The organism is Nocardia sp. CDC519, from assembly GCF_059509835.1.
Genome location: NZ_CM183377.1, coordinates 2,955,553 through 2,972,706, shown reverse-complemented (window position 1 = coordinate 2,972,706; position 17,154 = coordinate 2,955,553). Strand labels below are relative to the sequence as shown.

11 protein-coding genes are annotated in these 17,154 nt (G+C 69.6%); 5 read left to right on the top strand and 6 right to left on the bottom strand.

The genetic code is table 11. The features are described 5' to 3' along the window. Nucleotides 1-4 precede the first annotated feature (4 nt). Both AC5W7N_RS13380 and AC5W7N_RS13375 read right to left on the bottom strand, forming a co-directional pair. Nucleotides 5-1,489, bottom strand: coding sequence for an MDR family MFS transporter (locus AC5W7N_RS13380; RefSeq protein WP_195007090.1), 1,485 nt, complete (start codon nucleotides 1,487-1,489; stop codon nucleotides 5-7). A gap of 212 nt (nucleotides 1,490-1,701) precedes the next feature. Then, entirely contained in the window at nucleotides 1,702-2,616 is a 915-nt protein-coding gene (locus tag AC5W7N_RS13375) for a LysR family transcriptional regulator (protein ID WP_163810917.1), read from the bottom strand. A gap of 79 nt (nucleotides 2,617-2,695) precedes the next feature. Between AC5W7N_RS13375 and AC5W7N_RS13370 the strand changes: the two genes are divergently transcribed. The 5 genes from AC5W7N_RS13370 to AC5W7N_RS13350 all read left to right on the top strand — a co-directional run bounded on the left by AC5W7N_RS13370 (nucleotide 2,696) and on the right by AC5W7N_RS13350 (nucleotide 7,515). Next, nucleotides 2,696-3,637: an EamA family transporter gene (locus tag AC5W7N_RS13370; RefSeq protein WP_495923869.1), complete on the top strand. Its 942-nt coding sequence runs from the start codon at nucleotides 2,696-2,698 to the stop codon at nucleotides 3,635-3,637. Further along, nucleotides 3,634-4,266, top strand: coding sequence for an NAD(P)-dependent oxidoreductase (locus AC5W7N_RS13365; protein WP_194991055.1), 633 nt, complete (start codon nucleotides 3,634-3,636; stop codon nucleotides 4,264-4,266). Before AC5W7N_RS13370 ends, AC5W7N_RS13365 begins: the two co-directional genes overlap by 4 nt. A 114-nt stretch (nucleotides 4,267-4,380) precedes the next feature. Continuing rightward, the gene (locus AC5W7N_RS13360) at nucleotides 4,381-5,319 is read left to right on the top strand and encodes an SMP-30/gluconolactonase/LRE family protein (protein ID WP_495923867.1); all 939 of its coding nucleotides are present in this window, start codon (nucleotides 4,381-4,383) and stop codon (nucleotides 5,317-5,319) included. A gap of 110 nt (nucleotides 5,320-5,429) precedes the next feature. Then, entirely contained in the window at nucleotides 5,430-6,452 is a 1,023-nt protein-coding gene (locus AC5W7N_RS13355; protein ID WP_495923865.1) for a methyltransferase, read from the top strand. A 199-nt stretch (nucleotides 6,453-6,651) separates the two neighbouring features. Then, nucleotides 6,652-7,515, top strand: coding sequence for an LLM class F420-dependent oxidoreductase (locus AC5W7N_RS13350; protein ID WP_495924110.1), 864 nt, complete (start codon nucleotides 6,652-6,654; stop codon nucleotides 7,513-7,515). Between the two features lie 15 nt (nucleotides 7,516-7,530). On the opposite strand, the gene AC5W7N_RS13345 is transcribed toward AC5W7N_RS13350, so the two are convergent. The 4 genes from AC5W7N_RS13345 to AC5W7N_RS13330 are packed head-to-tail and all read right to left on the bottom strand — an operon-like array spanning nucleotide 7,531 to nucleotide 17,129. Beyond that, on the bottom strand, nucleotides 7,531-8,214 hold the full coding sequence (locus AC5W7N_RS13345) for a TetR/AcrR family transcriptional regulator (RefSeq protein WP_194991058.1): 684 nt from the start codon (nucleotides 8,212-8,214) through the stop codon (nucleotides 7,531-7,533). 55 nt (nucleotides 8,215-8,269) lie between these two features. Further along, nucleotides 8,270-9,343 carry a carboxymuconolactone decarboxylase family protein gene (locus tag AC5W7N_RS13340; RefSeq protein ID WP_495923863.1) on the bottom strand — a complete coding sequence of 358 codons (1,074 nt, stop codon included), beginning with the start codon at nucleotides 9,341-9,343 and terminating at the stop codon, nucleotides 8,270-8,272. Further along, complete coding sequence (locus tag AC5W7N_RS13335) at nucleotides 9,340-10,749, bottom strand: aminotransferase class I/II-fold pyridoxal phosphate-dependent enzyme (RefSeq protein ID WP_495923862.1); 1,410 nt, start codon at nucleotides 10,747-10,749, stop codon at nucleotides 9,340-9,342. The genes AC5W7N_RS13340 and AC5W7N_RS13335 overlap by 4 nt, the downstream gene beginning before the upstream one ends. Next, nucleotides 10,746-17,129 (bottom strand): type I polyketide synthase, encoded by a 6,384-nt coding sequence (locus AC5W7N_RS13330; RefSeq protein WP_195019497.1) that lies wholly within the window; start codon nucleotides 17,127-17,129, stop codon nucleotides 10,746-10,748. Before AC5W7N_RS13330 ends, AC5W7N_RS13335 begins: the two co-directional genes overlap by 4 nt. Nucleotides 17,130-17,154: the final 25 nt, after the last annotated feature.

The following is a 17,154-nucleotide window of genomic DNA, read 5'->3' as shown; positions in this document are numbered from 1 at the left end:
TGGATCAGCCCTTCACCAGCTCCAGTTCCGGAGTGTCGGGCGCCTGCGGCGCACCGGGTTCGGCGGGCTCCTCCGGCGCACTCGCACGATTGGGCAGCAGTACCGCCACCACGATCACGATCGCCGCCAGCGCGGCGGAGACGCCGAACGCCAGCTTCATGCCGTCCAGGTGAGCGGTCGTCGCGTCGACGCCCTGGTCGATCAGCGAGGTGCTGCGGGTGGACATCACGGTCACCACCAGCGCGGTGCCGAGCGCCGCGGCCACCTGCTGCAGGGTGCCGAGCATGGAACTGCCGTGCGAGTACAGATGCTGCGGCAGCGCGCCGAGGCCGAGGGTGAAGACCGGGGTGAACGCCGCGGCCAGCGACACCATCAACAGGATGTGCAGGCCGAGCAGCTGCCAGTACGGCGTGCTCATCGAGATCTGGGTGAATCCGGCCAGCGACACCGTGACCCCGATGGCCGCGGGAACCACCAGCACCCGTCCGCCGAAGCGGTCGAACAGCCGGCCGATGGTCGGACCGAGCAGGCCCATCGCCATGCCGCCGGGCATCACCAGCAGGCCGGTGCTCAGCGGGCTCAGCCCCCGCAGGTTCTGCAGATACAGCGGCAGCAGGATCATCGAGCCGAGCATGGCCAGGAACGCGATCGACATGAAGATCAGCGCCTTGCTGTAGGTGCCCGACAGCAGGATGCGCAGATCCAGTAGCGGGGTTCCGGTGCGCTGCAGCCGCAGCTGCCGCCAGGCGAACACACCGATCAGCGCGATACCCGCGGCCACGATGAGCGCCGGGGTGGTGACGCTGCCGGTCTCGAAGCGGCTCAGCCCGTACACCAGGCTGCCGAAGCCGAGCGCGGCGAACACCACGCTGGACCAATCGATCGCGCCGGCCTCCGGCTCACCCACATTCTCCAGGCGCCGCAGCCCCTGCCAGGTGACCAGGCCCGCGATGGGCAGCACCAGCACGAACAACCAGCGCCAGGAACCGACCTGCAACACCAGCCCCGACAGCACCGGGCCCATGGCGGGTGCGACCGAAATGGCCAGGGTGACATTGCCCATCACGCGGCCGCGGTCACGTTCGGGCACCACCGTCATCAGGGTGGTCATCAGCAGCGGCATCATCACCGCGGTGCCACCGGCCTGGATGACGCGGCCGATCAGCAGCACCGGGAAGTTCGGGGCGACCGCCGACAGGGCCGTACCCGCGAGGAACACTCCCATGGCGATCGCGTAGGCGCGCCGGGTGGTGACCCGTTGCAGGAACCAGCCGGTCACCGGGATGACGGCGGCCATGGTGAGCATGAAAGCGGTGGAGACCCACTGCGCGGAGCGTTCGGTGATCTCGAGATCGGTCATCAACCGCGGGATCGCGTTGATCATGATGGTCTCGTTCAGGATCACCACGAACGTCGCGAGTACCAGCAGCCGGATCACCGCCGGAGTCCGCTGCCCTCCTGTCCGGCGTTCGGTGTGTGCGTCGGGCATCGGGGTACCTCCGGTAATCGTGAGCTCGGTGACGTGTGGCCGATGGCAGGTCATCGTCGACCTCGCGCGGCGCCACACCAGATCAGACGGAATCCATCGGATCGATTCATCGCTCGCGCGCCGATCCGGCGTCGGCGGCGCCCTCGTCGGCGTCGCCGAGCCGTTTCGGGCTCGGAGAACAGCAAACAAGCTAAACCACGCTCGAGGTCAAGTCATCCCATTTTTCGCGGGGCCGAGCCGTCGATGACGGCAGGCTCGGCGGGGATGCCGAGGATGTCGAGGAAGGCGCCCGCGGCCGGTGTGCGAGTGGTCCGGCTCCAGATGACGTACTCCACGCGGGTCGGCGCATCGGTGATCTCGATGGTGACCACACCGGTCAGCTGCGGCACCCACAGCGCGGGCAGCATGGCGATGCACAGGTCCTGGCTCACCAGGCGGGCGATGTATTCGGCGGAGGTGACCTCGAAGGCGACGTCACGGTCCAGGCCCGCGGCGGCGAAGGCGAGATCGGATTGGGCCCGACCGGCGGTGCCCGGCGGCAGATCGACGAACGTCTCCGCCGACAGCCCGCGCAAGTCGACCGAATCCGCGCCGGCCAGCGGATGTTCGGGTGCGACGACGGCCACGAGCCGGTCGCGAGCCAGTTCGTGCGCGGCCACACCACGGGGACGCGACGTGGGCGGCAGCCCGAGAAACGCCACGTCGAGCGCACCCTGCTCGACCCGTTCGGCGAGGCCCTCGCTGGCGCCCACCCGCAGATTGATCCGCACGTGCGGGTAACGGCGACGGAATTCGCGTAACGCCGCGGGCACATCCACCGCGGCAACCGAGGGGATCAATCCGACGGCCAGGCGGCCGCGGATCTCTCCGACCGCCGCGGCCACCTCGGCGGCGGCGCGTTCAGCGGCGTCCAGGCACTGCCGGGCGGCGGGCAGGAACGCCGCACCGGCCGGGGTCAGCCGCACCCGGCGGCTGGTGCGGTCGAACAGCCGCGCGCCGAGTTCGCGTTCCAGGCGGGCGATCTGGTGGCTGAGGGCGGATTGCACGACCAGGCAGCGTTCGGCGGCACGGGTGAAGCTGTTCGTCTCGGCGACGGCCAGCACATACCGCATCTGTTGCAACTCCATCAATCAATCGTGAATCACGATCGTTGCGGTGACAAACATGTGTTGGATTCATCGTTCGGATCCGGGTGAGATGGTGAGCATGAAAAGTTCAGCAGCGGAACTGGTTTCCGCCGGACCCGCCGCCGGGTCCGGATACGGGAATCTGCCGCTCACCGCAATGACGGCGCTCACGCCGATCACCTGGGGCACCACCTACGTCGTCACCACCGAACTGCTTCCGCCGGGCCACCCGGTGTTCGCTGGGCTGCTGCGCGCCTTGCCGGCAGGCCTGATCGCGCTGGCGTTCACCAGGATGCTGCCGCGCGGCGCGTGGTGGTGGAAGGCGACCGTGCTCGGCGTGCTCTACATCGGTATGCCGTTCCCGCTGCTGTTTCTGTCGGCCGAACATCTCCCGGGCGGGGTGGCGGCGACGTTGGCGGCCGCGCAGCCGCTGGCCGTCGCGGTGCTGGCCGTTCCGGTGCTGCGCGAGCGCCTATCGGCCTGGCGGCTGGGGTGGGGGTTGATCGGCGTGCTCGGCGTCGGCCTGGTGGTGATCGGCCCGGACGCGGGCCTCGACGGCGTCGGCGTGGTGGCCGGGGTGGGGAGTGCCGCGTCGATGGCACTGGCCCTGACGCTGACCAAACGGTGGGGACGCCCAGCCGAGGCCGGCCCGACCACCTTCGCCGGTTGGCTGCTCACCGCCGGCGGGCTGTTCCTGCTACCGCTCACCTTCCTGCTGGAGGGTGCGCCGCCCGCGATCGATGCGGACGCGAGCCTCGGCTACCTCTGGATGGGCTTGGTGGGCGGACTGTTCGCCTATGTCGTGTGGTTCCGCGGCATCGCCACCCTGCCGGTCGCATCGGTGGCGGTGCTGGTGCTGTTGTCGCCGCTGGTGGCGGCGATCCTCGGGGCGCTCCTGCTCGGCCAGACCCTCGGGCCGATCCAGCTCACCGGTTTCGCGCTCGCGCTGGCCGCCATCGTCGCGGGCCAGCTGCCCGCACCTGTTCATGATGTTTCACCTCGGAAAGGGACACCTCGATGAAGTTCACTGTTGTCGGAGCCGCGGGCATGGTCGGTTCCCGGGTCGTCGGCGAAGCCGCGCGCCGCGGCCACGACGTCGTCGCCGTCTTCCGTACCCCGCGGCGGGCCGCCCTGCCCGCCGGCGTGGTGACCGTCGCGGGCGAGGCGCGGGATCCGGACCGGATGAGCGGCTTCTTCGCAGGCGCCGACGCCGTCGTCGCGGCGACCCGTCCCGCACCCGGCCACGAAGACACCGTTGCGGCGACGACGACGGCGTTGCTCGACGCCGCCGGCCGGGCGGGCACTCGCATCCTCGTCGTCGGCGGTGCCGCGCCGCTGCGTGTCCCCGGACATCCGGACCGGCTCGTGCTCGACGACACCGGCTACGTCCCGGCCCACATCCGCCCCATCGCCGCCGCCAGCGTTGCGCAGCTGGAGGCCTGCCGCGCGCACCCGGCGGACTGGACCTATCTGAGCCCGCCGGCACTGCTCGAACCGGGTGTCCGCACGGGGCGATACCGCCGTGGCGGCACCGACCTGCTCGTCGCGGCCGACGGCACGTCCCGGATCTCGGCCGAGGACTTCGCGGTCGCAGTGGTCGATGAACTCGAAACCCGGTGCGGTGCCCAGCATTTCACTGTCGGCTACTAGATCGTCGCGCCTCGTCCGGCGACGGCATGCCCGGCGTGCGGGGTACGTCGTCGTGGGCGCGCTCCTATGGCGATGTCGCCCGATCGCGGATGTCCGGACCATCGACGGAGGAACATGAACAGGGTCTATTACCCGGCACTGCTGTCGGCCTGCCTGATCGCGACGGCGCTGCTGCCCGTTCCGGCGCCGGCGCAGCCCGGGACGTTTCCCACCACGATCGCCCTGCCCGCCGGCTTCTTACCCGAAGGGATCGCGATCGGTGCGCTGCCGGTGGGCTATTTCGGCTCGCGCGCCGACGGTTCCCTCTATCGCGTCGATCTGACGACCGGGCGTGGCACGATCTTCAGTCCTGGGCCGGGGACACCCGCGCTCGGCCTGGCCCTCGACGCGTGGGGCCGGCTGTTCGTCGCCGGCGGCACCGCGGGCACGGCCCGGGTGGTGGATGCCGACACCGGTGCGGTGCTCGCGACCTACCGGCTCGGTACAGCACCCGGAAGCTTCGTCAACGATGTCGTGCTGACGCCGACCGGTGCGTGGTTCACCGATTCCCGGGCGCCGGTGCTGCACCACTTGCCGATCGGCTCCGACGGTGCGCTGCCCAGCGAAAATTCGGTGCTGCGGCTCCCGCTGACCGGTGACATCGGCTACCTGGACGGGGCCATCAATGCCAACGGCATCGTGCGTACGCCCGATGGTTCGGCGCTGATCGTCGTGCAGTCGGCGACCGGGCACCTTTTCCGGGTCGATCCGGCCTCGGGAGCCACGCGCCGGATCGACCTGGGCGCGCACACACTGCCCGGCGGCGACGGATTGCTCCGGCACGGGAACACCGTGTTCGTCGTGCAGAACCGGCTGAACACGGTTGCCGTCATCGCGCTCGACCCTGCCGGGACCACCGGCCGAGTCCAGCGACGGCTCACCGATGGGCGCTGGGATGTGCCGACGACCGTCGCGGCTTTCGGAAACCGGCTGTACCTGCCGAACGCGCGTTTCACCACCCCGGCGACGGCGACGACGCCGTACGCCGCCGTCGCTGTCGATCTGCCGGCGTGAGGGGGCGGCGGTCGGCCGGGTGGTTGCCTCCCCGCAACCCCGTTGCCACACTGGTGGCCGGCCGACACGGCAGACCTCGAAGGCTCGGATCGACGACCGCGGGAGGGCTCATGGCAACCACCGGCGACACATCCGTCCCTGACGCGTGGACGGCACTCGGGCCGCTGATGGATCTGGTGACCCCGATGGCGTTGCGGGTCGCCGCGACGCTGCGACTGGCCGACTTCGTCGCGGCGGGTCCGCAACCGGTCGAGGAGCTCGCGCAGCGCTCGAACACCGACGCCGACGCCCTCGGCAGGCTGCTGCGGCATCTGGTCTGCCACGGCGTGTTCACCGAGCCGAGCCCGGGAACCTTCGGCGACAACGAGATCGCCGCGCTCCTGCGTTCGGATCATCCGGCGCGGATGCGCGACTACCTCGACCTCGACGGCTTCTTCGGGCAGATGGACCTGGTGTTCACCCGGCTGCTGCACACGGTGCGCACCGGAAAACCCGCATGGGAGCAGGTCTTCGGGGCACCGTTCTGGGAGTACCTGGACAACGATCCAGCGATGAGCGCCGCATTCGACGCCGCGATGCAGACCGGGGTCGACCGCGTCGCCGGGGAGGCCGCGGACTACGACTGGTCCGGCGCCCGGCATATCGTCGACGTCGGCGGCGGCACCGGAACCCTGCTGGCCCGGGTGCTCGAGGCGCACCCCGAGGCCCGTGGCACCCTGGTCGATCTGCCCGAGACCATCGAACGTGGCAGGCAGCACCTCGCCGCCCGCGGGCTGGACGATCGCTGCGACTTCGCGGCGCAGAGCTTCTTCGACCCGCTACCCACCGGCGGCGACGTCTATGTGCTGTGCCGGGTGATCCACGATTGGGACGATGAGCAGGCCGCCGCCATCCTGCGCCGGTGCGCCGAGGCGGCAGGCCCCGACGGGCGCGTGGTGATCGTCGAAGGCTACGACTCCGCCGGCGATCCGGCGTCGTTCGCCGAGATGAACCTGCGCATGCTGCTGATCTCCGGCGGCCGCGAACGCAGCATCGAGGCCTACACCGCACTCGCGGGCACTGCGGGGTTGAGGGTGGCAGGCGTGCGGCCGACACCACAGGGGCACCTCGCGATCGAATGCAGGCTCGCCTAGCGCCGCCGCCCCGCAAAACTGAAACACGTTCTTGCTGGAGTCACCCGCGTTGGCTAGTATTCCGAACACCTGTCCAGACACTTAGGAGCACCTGGACGTCGACTCCGCGCCCCGCCGGTGACGGAGCCCCCGCGCCGACGCACCTCGGCGGACCCGAAGGAGTGCACAAATGACCGGCTCTGGTTCCCTCGGCGAGGCCTTGCGTTTCGGCATCGTGTTGTTCACCAGCGATCGCGGCATCACACCGGCCGCCGCGGCCAAGGCTGCCGAGGACACCGGATTCCACTCGTTCTACGTGCCCGAACACACCCACATCCCGGTCAAGCGCGAGGCCGCCCACCCACAGACGGGCGATGAATCCCTGCCCGACGACCGCTATATGCGTACCCTCGATCCGTGGGTTGCCCTGGCGATGGCCGCGGCGGTCACCGAGCGGATCGAACTGTCCACGGCGGTGGCGCTGCCGGTCGAGCACGATCCGATCACCCTGGCCAAGACGATCGCGTCCCTCGATCACCTGTCCGGCGGCCGCGTGGTCCTCGGCGCCGGATTCGGCTGGAACACCGACGAACTCACCGATCACCACGTCCCGCCGAACAAGCGGCGCACCGTACTGCGCGAATACTTGGCGGCGATGCGCGCGCTGTGGTCGCAGGAGGAGGCCGAATACCACGGCGACTACGTGGATTTCGGCGCGAGCTGGGCCTGGCCGAAACCGGTGCGCGGCTCGGTGCCGGTGCTCATCGGCGCGGCGGGCACCGAACGCACCTTCCGCTGGATCGCGCAGTCGGCCGACGGCTGGATCACCACGCCCGGCGAAACCGATATCTCCGACCGGCTCGCCCTGCTGCGCAAGATCTGGATCGATTCCGGCCGCACGGGGCAGCCGCGCGTGGTGGCCCTCGATATCAAACCGGATGCCGGGCGACTGGCCGAATGGGCCGAATCCGGTGTGACCGATGTGCTGTACGGCCTGCCCGACAAGCCGGAGGCCGATGTCGTGTCCTATCTGGGGCGCCTGTCGGACAAATTGGCCCGCATCGCCGGCCCGGCCGAGGCCTGACCTTACTGCTCGGTCCTACTGCTTGGCGGGAAGGCGCAGGGCGTTGACCCACAGCCGCGTCGCGGTGAAGGTCAGCTCATCGATCGACGCGTCGGCGCCCTGCTCGGCCATGGTGACGAAATGGCCGAACGCCAGCCTGCTGACCATGCCCGACAGCGCCCGTGAGGCGAGCAGCGGGTCGAGATCGGCGTCGGCCAGCCCGCGTCGTTGCAGATCGGCGATGCTGCGGGCATTGCGCTGGATGAACGCGTCGGCGCGACGCTGCCGCAATTCGGCGAACTCGGAATCGATGTTCGCGACCTGTTCCAGTAGCGCCATCAGCTTGGCATTGCGCTGGTAGGCCTCGAAATAGGCGCGGTTGCTCGCCTCGACGATGGCGGCGGGGTCGTCGTCCTCCGGCACGTGCGGCATGCCGGGGTGCATCATGTCCTCCTGCGCCACCTCGAGCACCGCCGCGAAGATCTCTTCCTTGCTCGCGAAATAGGTGTAGAAGGTGCCCGAGGAGCAGTTGGCGGCCTGGGTGATATCGATCAGCCGGGTTTCGAGGTAGCCATTGCGTTCGAACACCTCCCGCGCCGCCGCGACCAGCGCCGCACGCGTGCGCAGACCGCGCTGGGTGGCAGGCAGCTCACGCAGCAGAGAGGTACGCGCCATCGACGGCGCGTCGGCCCCATCGGCTTCGGTGAGCTGGTCTCCCATGCAGCATTTATACCGCTCGACGAGGTCGAAACGGTATTCCGGACCGGTGAGCGGGTCAGCCGCGGTTGTTCATGATCGCGGCGTACACCCGGTAGTTGCCCACCAGCGGCACGAGCTCGAGCAGCTGCTTCACCGAGAAATGGCGACGCAACCGCGCCCAGGTGTCATCGCTGATGAAGTACTCGGTGTCCAGTTCGTCGATCGCGCGCATGAGCGCGGACTGGGCCGGGCTCGCATCCGGGCCGTCCGGCCCCGCCGCGACGAGGGCCGCTGTTTCCGGGTGAGCGGCCGAGCGCATAGACCATTCACCGATCGGGCCTACGCGCCACAGCATGCGCTGGACGGCCAGTTCCCGTTCGGCGGCCGCGAGCTTCATCCGCCGTGCGGCCACACCGTCGATGCGGCGAACGATCGCCGCCGTCCACGGATGGTTCAGCGCGAACTCCGCGGTGATCTCCGGATCGTGCGGCACCCAGATGTGCGGGCGCGACGGCGGGGTGGCGGTGGTGATCTCGGCGGGCGCCGGGGCCAGCGGGCGATCTTTGCGCGGGCGGCGCGGCCGGGCGGGCGAGCGGCGGGCGGCGCGCGGTTCGAGATCGAACAACTCCCCGGGCGGGCAGAAGTTGTTGACCATGGCCAGCACCTCGTACATCGCGCCCACCGAGTACAACTCCCGGTACTGGCGCGGCGACAGGTGGCGCAGCAACCGCTCTTTGGTCGCCTCGGTGATGAGCTGATCCTCGTGCAGTTCGTCGACGGCGGTGAGGATGGCGGCCTGCCGGTCGTTCCACAGCGGCGCCGACGGACCGTCCTTGATCGCGACCAGGTAATCGGCGTCCTTGCGCAGCACCTTGGCGGTGAGCACGTGGTTCTGCCATTCGAATCGGCCGCCGCAGTTCCAGCTGCCGCGCAGCGCGATGAGTTCCCAGTCGGCGATGGGCAGGATCGGATGCGCGATGGCCAGCAGGTGAATGTTGTTCACCAGCATGGTCCATGGACCGAGAATGGTGAGGTGGTGCAGCACCGGCACCACGATCTCGGCGTTGGGCGGGCTGAACCGCCACGGCAAGGGGTTACGCAGTCGCGGACTGCCCGGCCGCGACCACCCCAACTCGATCCGCTCGGTCATCGGGCCGTCCTCTCGCTCGGTGCTGTGGGATCCGGCACGTGCTCGGCCGCGGCGATCGCCTCGGCCAGCAGATCCGCGGTGCCGGCGAGCTGCTCGTCGGTGTGTTCGGAGGTGACGAAAAAGCGCAGCCGCTCCTGCCCCGCCGGGACCGCGGGCGCGGAGATATTGCCCGCGTACACCCCGCGCTGCAACAGCGAGGAGGCGACGAACCCGGAGCGGATCTCGCCGGGCACGATCACCGGACAGATCGGCGTCCCCTGCGAATCACCCAGATCGATGCCGCGTTCGGTCAGTAATGCGGTGAACCGCTTCGCATTCGACCACAGCCTGGTCAGCCGCCCCGGCTCGTCGTCGAGCACGTCGAGGGCCGCGAGGGCGGCGCCGACCGCCGAGGGCGCCGGACCGCCGGTGAGCATCGCGACCCCGGGTGCGGCGGCTTTCATCGCACCGATGAGGTCGGCGTCGCCCGCGATGAAGCCACCGACGCTGCCCAGCGCCTTGGACAGCGTGCCCATCCAGATGTCGACATCCGCACCGGCCATCGAGTAATGCTCCCGGATGCCGCGTCCGCGCGCGCCGAACACACCGAGCGAATGCGCCTCGTCCACCATGACCGCGCAGTCGTATTCGCGTGCGATATCGGCCATCTCGTTCACCCGGCCGACGGTGCCGTCCATGCTGTAGTGGCCTTCCACCACCACCAGCGCCCGGTCGAACCCGGAGCGCGACATCCGCAGCACCGACCGCAGCGCTTCGGGGTCGTTGTGGCGGAAGGTGATCCGGCGGCAGCCGGCCCACTGGGTGCCGGAGATGACACTGCCGTGGATCAGGGCGTCACAGACCGCGACGTCACCGTCGCCCATCAGGAACCCGAGCACACCGGCATTGGTGAGGTAGCCGCTGGTGGTGATCATGGCGTCGCCGACGCCGTACCAGTCCGCCAGCCGCTGTTCGAGTTCGCCGTAGAGCGCGATCTCACCGGCCAGGATGCGGCTGGCCGACGCCGAGGCGCCGTAGCGGTCCAGCGCGGCCTTGGCCCCGGCGACCACCCGGGGATGGTTGGCCAGCCCCAAGTAGTTGTAGGCGCTGAAGTTCACCAGCTCCCGGTCGCCGACACGCATGGTGGCGTCGTTGGCGCCGGTGCGCGGCAGGAACAGCGGGTTGGGCATGCCGGTCTGCTCGTAGAGTCCGGCGATGGCCGACCGGCGCGCCACCATGGCCGCCACCTCGGGATGATCGGCGAACTGCCGGCCGGGGCCGCGGCGCTTTCGCGGGGCGGACACGCCACCCGTCGCGGCGGGCCGGGCCGGGGCGGGACGCGCGGCGACCGGACCGGACGCGGAGCCTGGTGCGGACCCGGTGCCGGACAGCAGTTTTCGGGCCAGCTCGCGGGCCGACTCGGTCATGCGTTCACCTCCGCCTTCAGCTCTGCCTGCGCCGGCGCGGTGATCGCGGCCGGCGCCGTCGGGCTGCCCTCGACCAGGTACGCGGCCACCTTCGCGCCGGCCTGTTCCAGGGTGAAGGTGCGGCCCATCTGCAGCGAGGCCATGTCGACGCCGAGCGATTTGGTGATCAGCGCGCCGAACTCCACCGCCATCAGCGAGTCGAGACCGAGCTCGGGCACCGGCACCGTCAGGTCGATGGATTCGGCTGCCACACCCATCACCGAGGCGAGCTGTTCGGCGAGCATGTGCGCGACCACCTCGTTGCGTTTGCCCTCGTCGAGCTCGCGCAGCGCGGCGGCCAGCTGCGCGGCGGCCGAATCGTCCTTGGCCGCGGCGGCGATCTGAGCCTCCACCCGGCCGGTCATCCCGAAGAACGGCGCGGTGGCGTCGACCTTGCCCCAGTCGATCGGGAAGATCGCACCGTAGTGGTGCAGGCCCAGTGTGAGCGCTTCTTCCAGATACTCGGTGCCCTCGTCCATGTCGATGGAGTCGAAGCCGGTATTGCGCAGGTAGCGCGCCAGGTTCTCGTCCGCGGCGGCCATACCGCCACCGGACATGTGCCCCCAGCCCACGGCCAGTGCCTTGCCGCCCTTGCGCACCACCACATCCGCCACGGCCTGCAGGCTGAGATTCGCCGCGGTGTAGGCATATTGGCCCACGCCACCGAAGATCGCGCTGCCGGAGGAGAAGAGGATGAACAGATCCAGTTCGGCGCCCGCGGCGGTGAGCCCGTGCAGCAGCGCGCGCACACCGTCGACCTTGGGCCGGAACACCGAGGCGAGGCTGTCACGATCCATCACCGAGATGCGCTTGTCGTCCACCACACCGGCGGTGTGGAAGACCCCGCGCAACGGGTGCTCAGGGGTGTGCGCCCGCGCGATGACGGCGGCGATGGCCTCCGGGTCGGTGACGTCGACGCGTTCGGTGCTGACCTGCACGCCCTTGTCCTGCCAGATCGCCAGCTGCTGCCTGGCCGCCTCGGTGGTGGCACCACTGCGCCCGAGCAGCGTCAACCGGGTGGCGCCCTTACCCACCAGCCACCGTCCCATGGCCAGGCCGAAGGCACCGAAACCACCGGTGATCAGGTACTGGCCCGCCGGGTCGATGACCACCTCGGGGATCTGCGGACGCACCAGCGGCGCCTCGTCTTCCAGGTTCAGCGCCACTCGGCCGATCTTGCTCGACCGCGCGACCTCCTCGAACGCCTTGGCCACCTCGGCCGTCCCGTAGGACTCGTACGGCAGCGGCCGATAGGTGCCGGCCGCGATGGTGGTGTAGCTGCGCTGCACCAGTTCGACGGTGGCGTGGCGGCGCAGCGCCAGCATCCGGTCCAGGTCCATCGAGTGGTAGGAGACGTTCTTGTCGAAATGGCGCAGGTCGAGCATGCCGCCGGTGTAGATGTCGGCCTTGCCGACCTCGACGATGCGCCCGAATTCCGCGATGGCCTTGAAGTTCTGGCGCAGGATCTCACCGGGTGCCGAGGAGATGATCACATCGGCGCCGCGACCATCGGTCAGGCCGAGCACATCGTCGACGAAGTTCAGCGCCCGCGAGTTCAGCACATGGTCGGCGCCCTGCGACAGCACGTAGGCGCGCCGCTCATCGGTGCTCGCCGTGCCGATCACCCGCGCGCCGTGCGCCTTGGCGATCTGCACCGCGGCCGCACCGACACCGCCGGCGGCGCCGTGCACCAGCACCGTCTCCCCCGGCTGCACCCGCGCCAGCTCCAGCAGCGAATGCTCGGCGGTGGCGAAGGCGGTCGCGTTGGTGCAGTGCGCCGGATTCACATCCGGGGCCAGTCTGCGCACCAGATCGGCGTCGGTGGTGTGGAAGCGGCTGATCATGCCCTTGGATCCGAGGCTGACCTGATCGCCCACGGCCACATGCTGCACCTGCGACCCGACCCGGACCACGGTGCCGATGCCTTCCATACCCGGCGTGGTGCCGAAGAAGGTGCCCGCCAGTTCGCGCTCGGTGAGCACACCGATCACCTTCAGCGGGTCCTTGTAATTGAGTCCGACCGCCCGGATCCGGATCTCGACCTCGTTCGGCCCGGGCTCGCGCCGATCGCAGCGCCGCCAGCCCAACCGGGACAGCACCCGCGATTTCGGCAATTCCAGGGTGAAGTTGGCCTCCGGGTCCGCCAGCGGCACCGCCTCGTCCATGGCTTCGAGCCGGCCGGGTAGTGAGGCCTCGACCACCGTCACCCAGCGCAGGCCGTTGCGCAGGAAGACCTCATCGGAGTGGTCGTAGGTGAAGGCGCCGCCGATGGCGAGCTCGGCGGCCAACTCCGCGTCACCGGTCTCGGCGTCGACGTCGACCAGCCGCCAGCGCAGCCGCGGCTGTTCGTTCAGCAGCACCCGGCGGGCACCGGCCAGCGCGGCATGGCTCGGGTTCGGCGGCACCGCGTCCTGCGGATGGGCGAAGGCGTGTTCGGTGACGAGGGTGAGGTGGATGGACCCGTCACCGATGATCGACACCTCGGCCTTGCGCTGGTCGAGCCAGTCCTCGAGGAAGCCCTCGAGCATCACCGCGAGCCTGCGCAGCGTCCACAGATTGTCCATGTCGGAGTATTCCGAGCCGGCCACGATCACCACGTGCACGCGCTCGACCCCGTCGACGGCCGCCGCCGCGCGTACCCGCTCGAGCATCGCGTTCTCCAGATCCGCGCGCGCCGGATCGCCGACGGTGACGATCTCGGAACGCACCGCGGTGCCCGCCACCTGGCGTGCCCGCTCGCTCACCTGTGAACCCAGTTCGATGACGAGGGTGAACGCGGTTTCCGGCGCGGGCAGCCCGCTGCGATCCACCGGATCGCGCATCTCCCAGCGGTCTTCGTAGAAGAAGTCGGTCATCCGTTGCAGCGCACTGCGTCCCGGTGTGATCGACCCGAAGCGCATCCCGGCGATGCGCATCACCAGGTTGTGCTCGGCGTCGAGCAGATCGATATCGGCGGTGGGTTCGCCGTCGGTGTCGAGTCGGGCGACCACGATCACCTGGTCCGGGATCCTGGCGAAGGCGCGTACGCCGTCGACGCCCACCGGAACCATGGCGCCGTCCTGCGAATTCGCGGTTCCGGCCAGCAGCGCCGCCACACTCTGCAAGGCCGCGTCCACCACGCACGGGTGCGCGAGATGGCCGGAGTCGCGGGCGATGCTGCCGTCCAGGGTGGCCAGCACGGTGGAGTCGGCGATCCGCACCGAGGTGGCGCGCTGGAAGGCAGGCCCGTAGGCCAGTCCGCGTTCGGCGAGACCGGCGTAGAAGGCGGCGGGATCGATCTCGAGCATGCCGGCCGCGTCGGGTAGTTCCACCTTCGACGGTTCGAATGTGCCCGCGACCAGACGCCCGAGCGCGTTGATGGTCCAGGCCGATTCGGCGGCACCGCGCGAGCGGATGGTGAACCGCTGGGTGGATTCCTCCACCGTGAACTCGACCACCGGCGCCGCGCCGTCGGCGATGATCAGCGGCGCCACGAAACGGACGTCTTCGACGGCGACCGTCGCCGCCTCGTGCCGCAGCGCCGCGGCACTCAGCGCGGCGTCGAGGTAGGCCGCGCCGGGCAGGATGCGCGCGCCGCCCACCACATGGTCGTCCAGCCACGGCAGCGCGGCCAGGCTCAACTGGACCGTCCAGGTCGCGGGATCCATCAGATCGGGATCGCCGAGCATCGGGTAGCCACCAGGGGTGCCGTACTTGCGCTGAGTGAGGCCGGGCAGCTCGTTGTGCAGCAGGGTGCGCTGCCAGGGATAGCGCGGCAGATCGATGTGCGGGGTCGCCGGGCGGCCCGCGAACAGCGCACCGATATCGAGCACGCCCGCGGTGTACAGGCCGCCGATGGTCTGGCGGATGCTCTCGGAGTCGGACTGCTTGCGGCTGAGGGTGGCGATGCTGGTGCCGGTCTCGCCCGCACCGATCAGGATCTCGCGGATATTGGCGCCGAGCACCGGATGCGGACCGACCTCGAGGAACACCCGGCTGCCCGCGCCCACCAGCGCGGTGACGGCGTCGGCGAAACGCACCGGCTGACGGACATTCGCGCACCAGTACCGCGCATCCCACTCCCCGCTGGTGACCGGCTCGCCGGTCACGGTCGAATACAGCGGCAGCACCGGATCCGACAGCCGCAGATCGGCCAGCACCGTACGCAGCTCGTCGAGGATCGGCTCCATCAGATAGCTGTGGTAGGGGACCTCCACATGCAGCCGTTTGGCGAACGTGCCCTGCTCGGTGAGCTGTTCGGCGATCTCGTCCAGGCGCTCGACCGCACCGGCGAGGGTGACGGCGTTCGGGCTGTTGATCGCGGCGATATCGACACGGTCGTCACCGGCGATGAGTTCGGCGGCGGCCGCGGGCCCCAAGCCGACGGCCAACATGCCGCCGGTCCCCGCGGTGCTCGCCTGCAGGCGTGCCCGGTGGTAGCTCACCAGCAGCGCGTCGTGCAGCGACAACATGCCGGTGACGTAGGCCGCCGACACCTCGCCGACACTGTGGCCGACCACTGCCGCCGGACGCACACCGAGGTCGGCCAGCAGCGCGAACAGCGACACCTGCACCAGGAAGTTGGCCGGCTGGGCCACCGCGGTGCTGGTGACCTTCGACTCCTCCTCCGGGCGCAGCAGTTCCTCGATGATCGACCAGCCGGAGATCTCCTGGAAGACCGCGTCGATCCGGGCCGCCTCCTCGGCGAACGCTCCTGGAGTCTGCAACAGCTCCCGGCCCATGGCCCACCACTGTGGACCCATGCCGGTGAAGACGAAGACCGGCTCGGCGGTCTTGCGCGGAATCACCTTCGTGGCGCCGCGGCCCGCGCCGGAGGCGAAATCGACCAGTGCGCGCACCAGTTCGGTGTCGTCACCGAAGGTCAGGGCGGTGCGGTAGGCGTGGTGCTGGCGCCGCGTCCACGCCGCCTCGGCGAGGTGGCCCGGGTCGGCGCCGTCGGCGATGCGCTCGGCGAATCCCTTGGCCAGATCGCGGGCGGCCTGCTCGCTGCGCGCCGAGATCGGCAGCACACCGAAATGCTCGGGCTCCCGCTCGGCGGTGGTGGCGGCGGGGCGGTATTCCTGCAAGATCGCGTGCGCGTTGGTGCCGCCGTAGCCGAAACCGTTGACGGCCACGGTCATTCGCTCGATCTCGGCGCCGACCGGTTCGGCCTCCAGCTGGATCTTCACATTCAGCTCGTCGAACGGGATATCGGGGTTGGGCTGGTCCAGCCAGCCCTGCGGTGCGATCGTGCGATGCGAGATCGCCAGCGCCGATTTGATGATGCTCGCGACACCCGAGGCCGCCTCGGTGTGTCCGAGCTGCGCCTTCACCGAGCCGACGCCGAGCGGAGCGGTGCGGCCCTCGACCTTGCCGTAGGCGCGTCCGATCGCCTGGAGTTCCAGCGGATCACCGACCGGCGTGCCGGTGCCGTGCGCCTCCACGTAGGTGATCTCGTGCGGTGCCAGGCCGGCACGGCGGGTGACCTTCTTGGCCAGTTCCTCCTGCAGATCGGCATTGGGCACGGTGATCGCGGTGGTGCGGCCGTCCTGGTTGGCGCCGGTGGCCTTGATGACGGCGTAGATGCGGTCGCCGTCGCGTTCGGCGGCCTCGAGCTTCTTCAGCACGACCATGCCCGAGCCCTCGCCGCGCCCGTAGCCGTCGGCCGAGGCGTCGAAGGGTTTGGACCGGCCGTCGGCGGCGAGGAAGCCGCCCTTGCACATCGACACGAACGGTTCGGGCTGCAACAGCATGGTGACACCGCCGGCCATCGCGACCTCGCAATCGCCGCTGTCGAGTGCCTGGCAGGCCAGGTGCACCGCGATCAGCGACGACGAGCACGCGGTATCCACGGTGACCGCCGGGCCTACCATGTTCAGGGCGTAGGCGATGCGATTGGACAGCATCGTGTAGGACGCGCCGACGGCGGTGTGCATGTCGACGAACGGCAGGGCCTCGCCTGCCATCGAGACCGCCAGCTGATCCATGGTGAACGCGCCGATGTAGACGCCGATGGGCGCACCAGCGATGGTGCCCGCGATACCCGCGTCGTCGAGCGCCTCCCACGCGACTTCCAGAATGAGCCGCTGCTGCGGATCCATGGCCGCGGCCTCACGCGGGGAGATACCGAAAAAGTCCGGATCGAACTGCCAGGGGTCACCGGTCATGAAAGCGGCACGTTTGGTGTACATGCGGCCGGGTGTGCGGCGGTCCGGGTCGTAGTAGCGGCGGTAATCCCAGCGTTCGGCCGGAATATCGACAACGCCGTCGCCCTTGCCGACGAGGAAATCCCAGAAGGATTCCGGCGAATCGATGCCACCCGCATAACGGCAACCGATTCCGACAATAGCGATATCAGACACGAAAACTCCTCACCCACATCGAAAC

Bases quoted from the DNA above. Each gene is read 5' to 3' on its own strand.
- AC5W7N_RS13375 (WP_163810917.1), bottom strand. From the start codon at position 2,616: ATGGAGTTGCAACAGATGCGGTATGTGCTGGCCGTCGCCGAGACGAAC.
- AC5W7N_RS13345 (WP_194991058.1), bottom strand. From the start codon at position 8,214: ATGGGAGACCAGCTCACCGAAGCCGATGGGGCCGACGCGCCGTCGATG.
- AC5W7N_RS13335 (WP_495923862.1), bottom strand. From the start codon at position 10,749: ATGACCGAGTCGGCCCGCGAGCTGGCCCGAAAACTGCTGTCCGGCACC.
- AC5W7N_RS13370 (WP_495923869.1), top strand. From the start codon at position 2,696: ATGAAAAGTTCAGCAGCGGAACTGGTTTCCGCCGGACCCGCCGCCGGG.
- AC5W7N_RS13365 (WP_194991055.1), top strand. From the start codon at position 3,634: ATGAAGTTCACTGTTGTCGGAGCCGCGGGCATGGTCGGTTCCCGGGTC.
- AC5W7N_RS13355 (WP_495923865.1), top strand. From the start codon at position 5,430: ATGGCAACCACCGGCGACACATCCGTCCCTGACGCGTGGACGGCACTC.
- AC5W7N_RS13360 (WP_495923867.1), top strand. From the start codon at position 4,381: ATGAACAGGGTCTATTACCCGGCACTGCTGTCGGCCTGCCTGATCGCG.
- AC5W7N_RS13340 (WP_495923863.1), bottom strand. From the start codon at position 9,343: ATGACCGAGCGGATCGAGTTGGGGTGGTCGCGGCCGGGCAGTCCGCGA.
- AC5W7N_RS13380 (WP_195007090.1), bottom strand. From the start codon at position 1,489: ATGCCCGACGCACACACCGAACGCCGGACAGGAGGGCAGCGGACTCCG.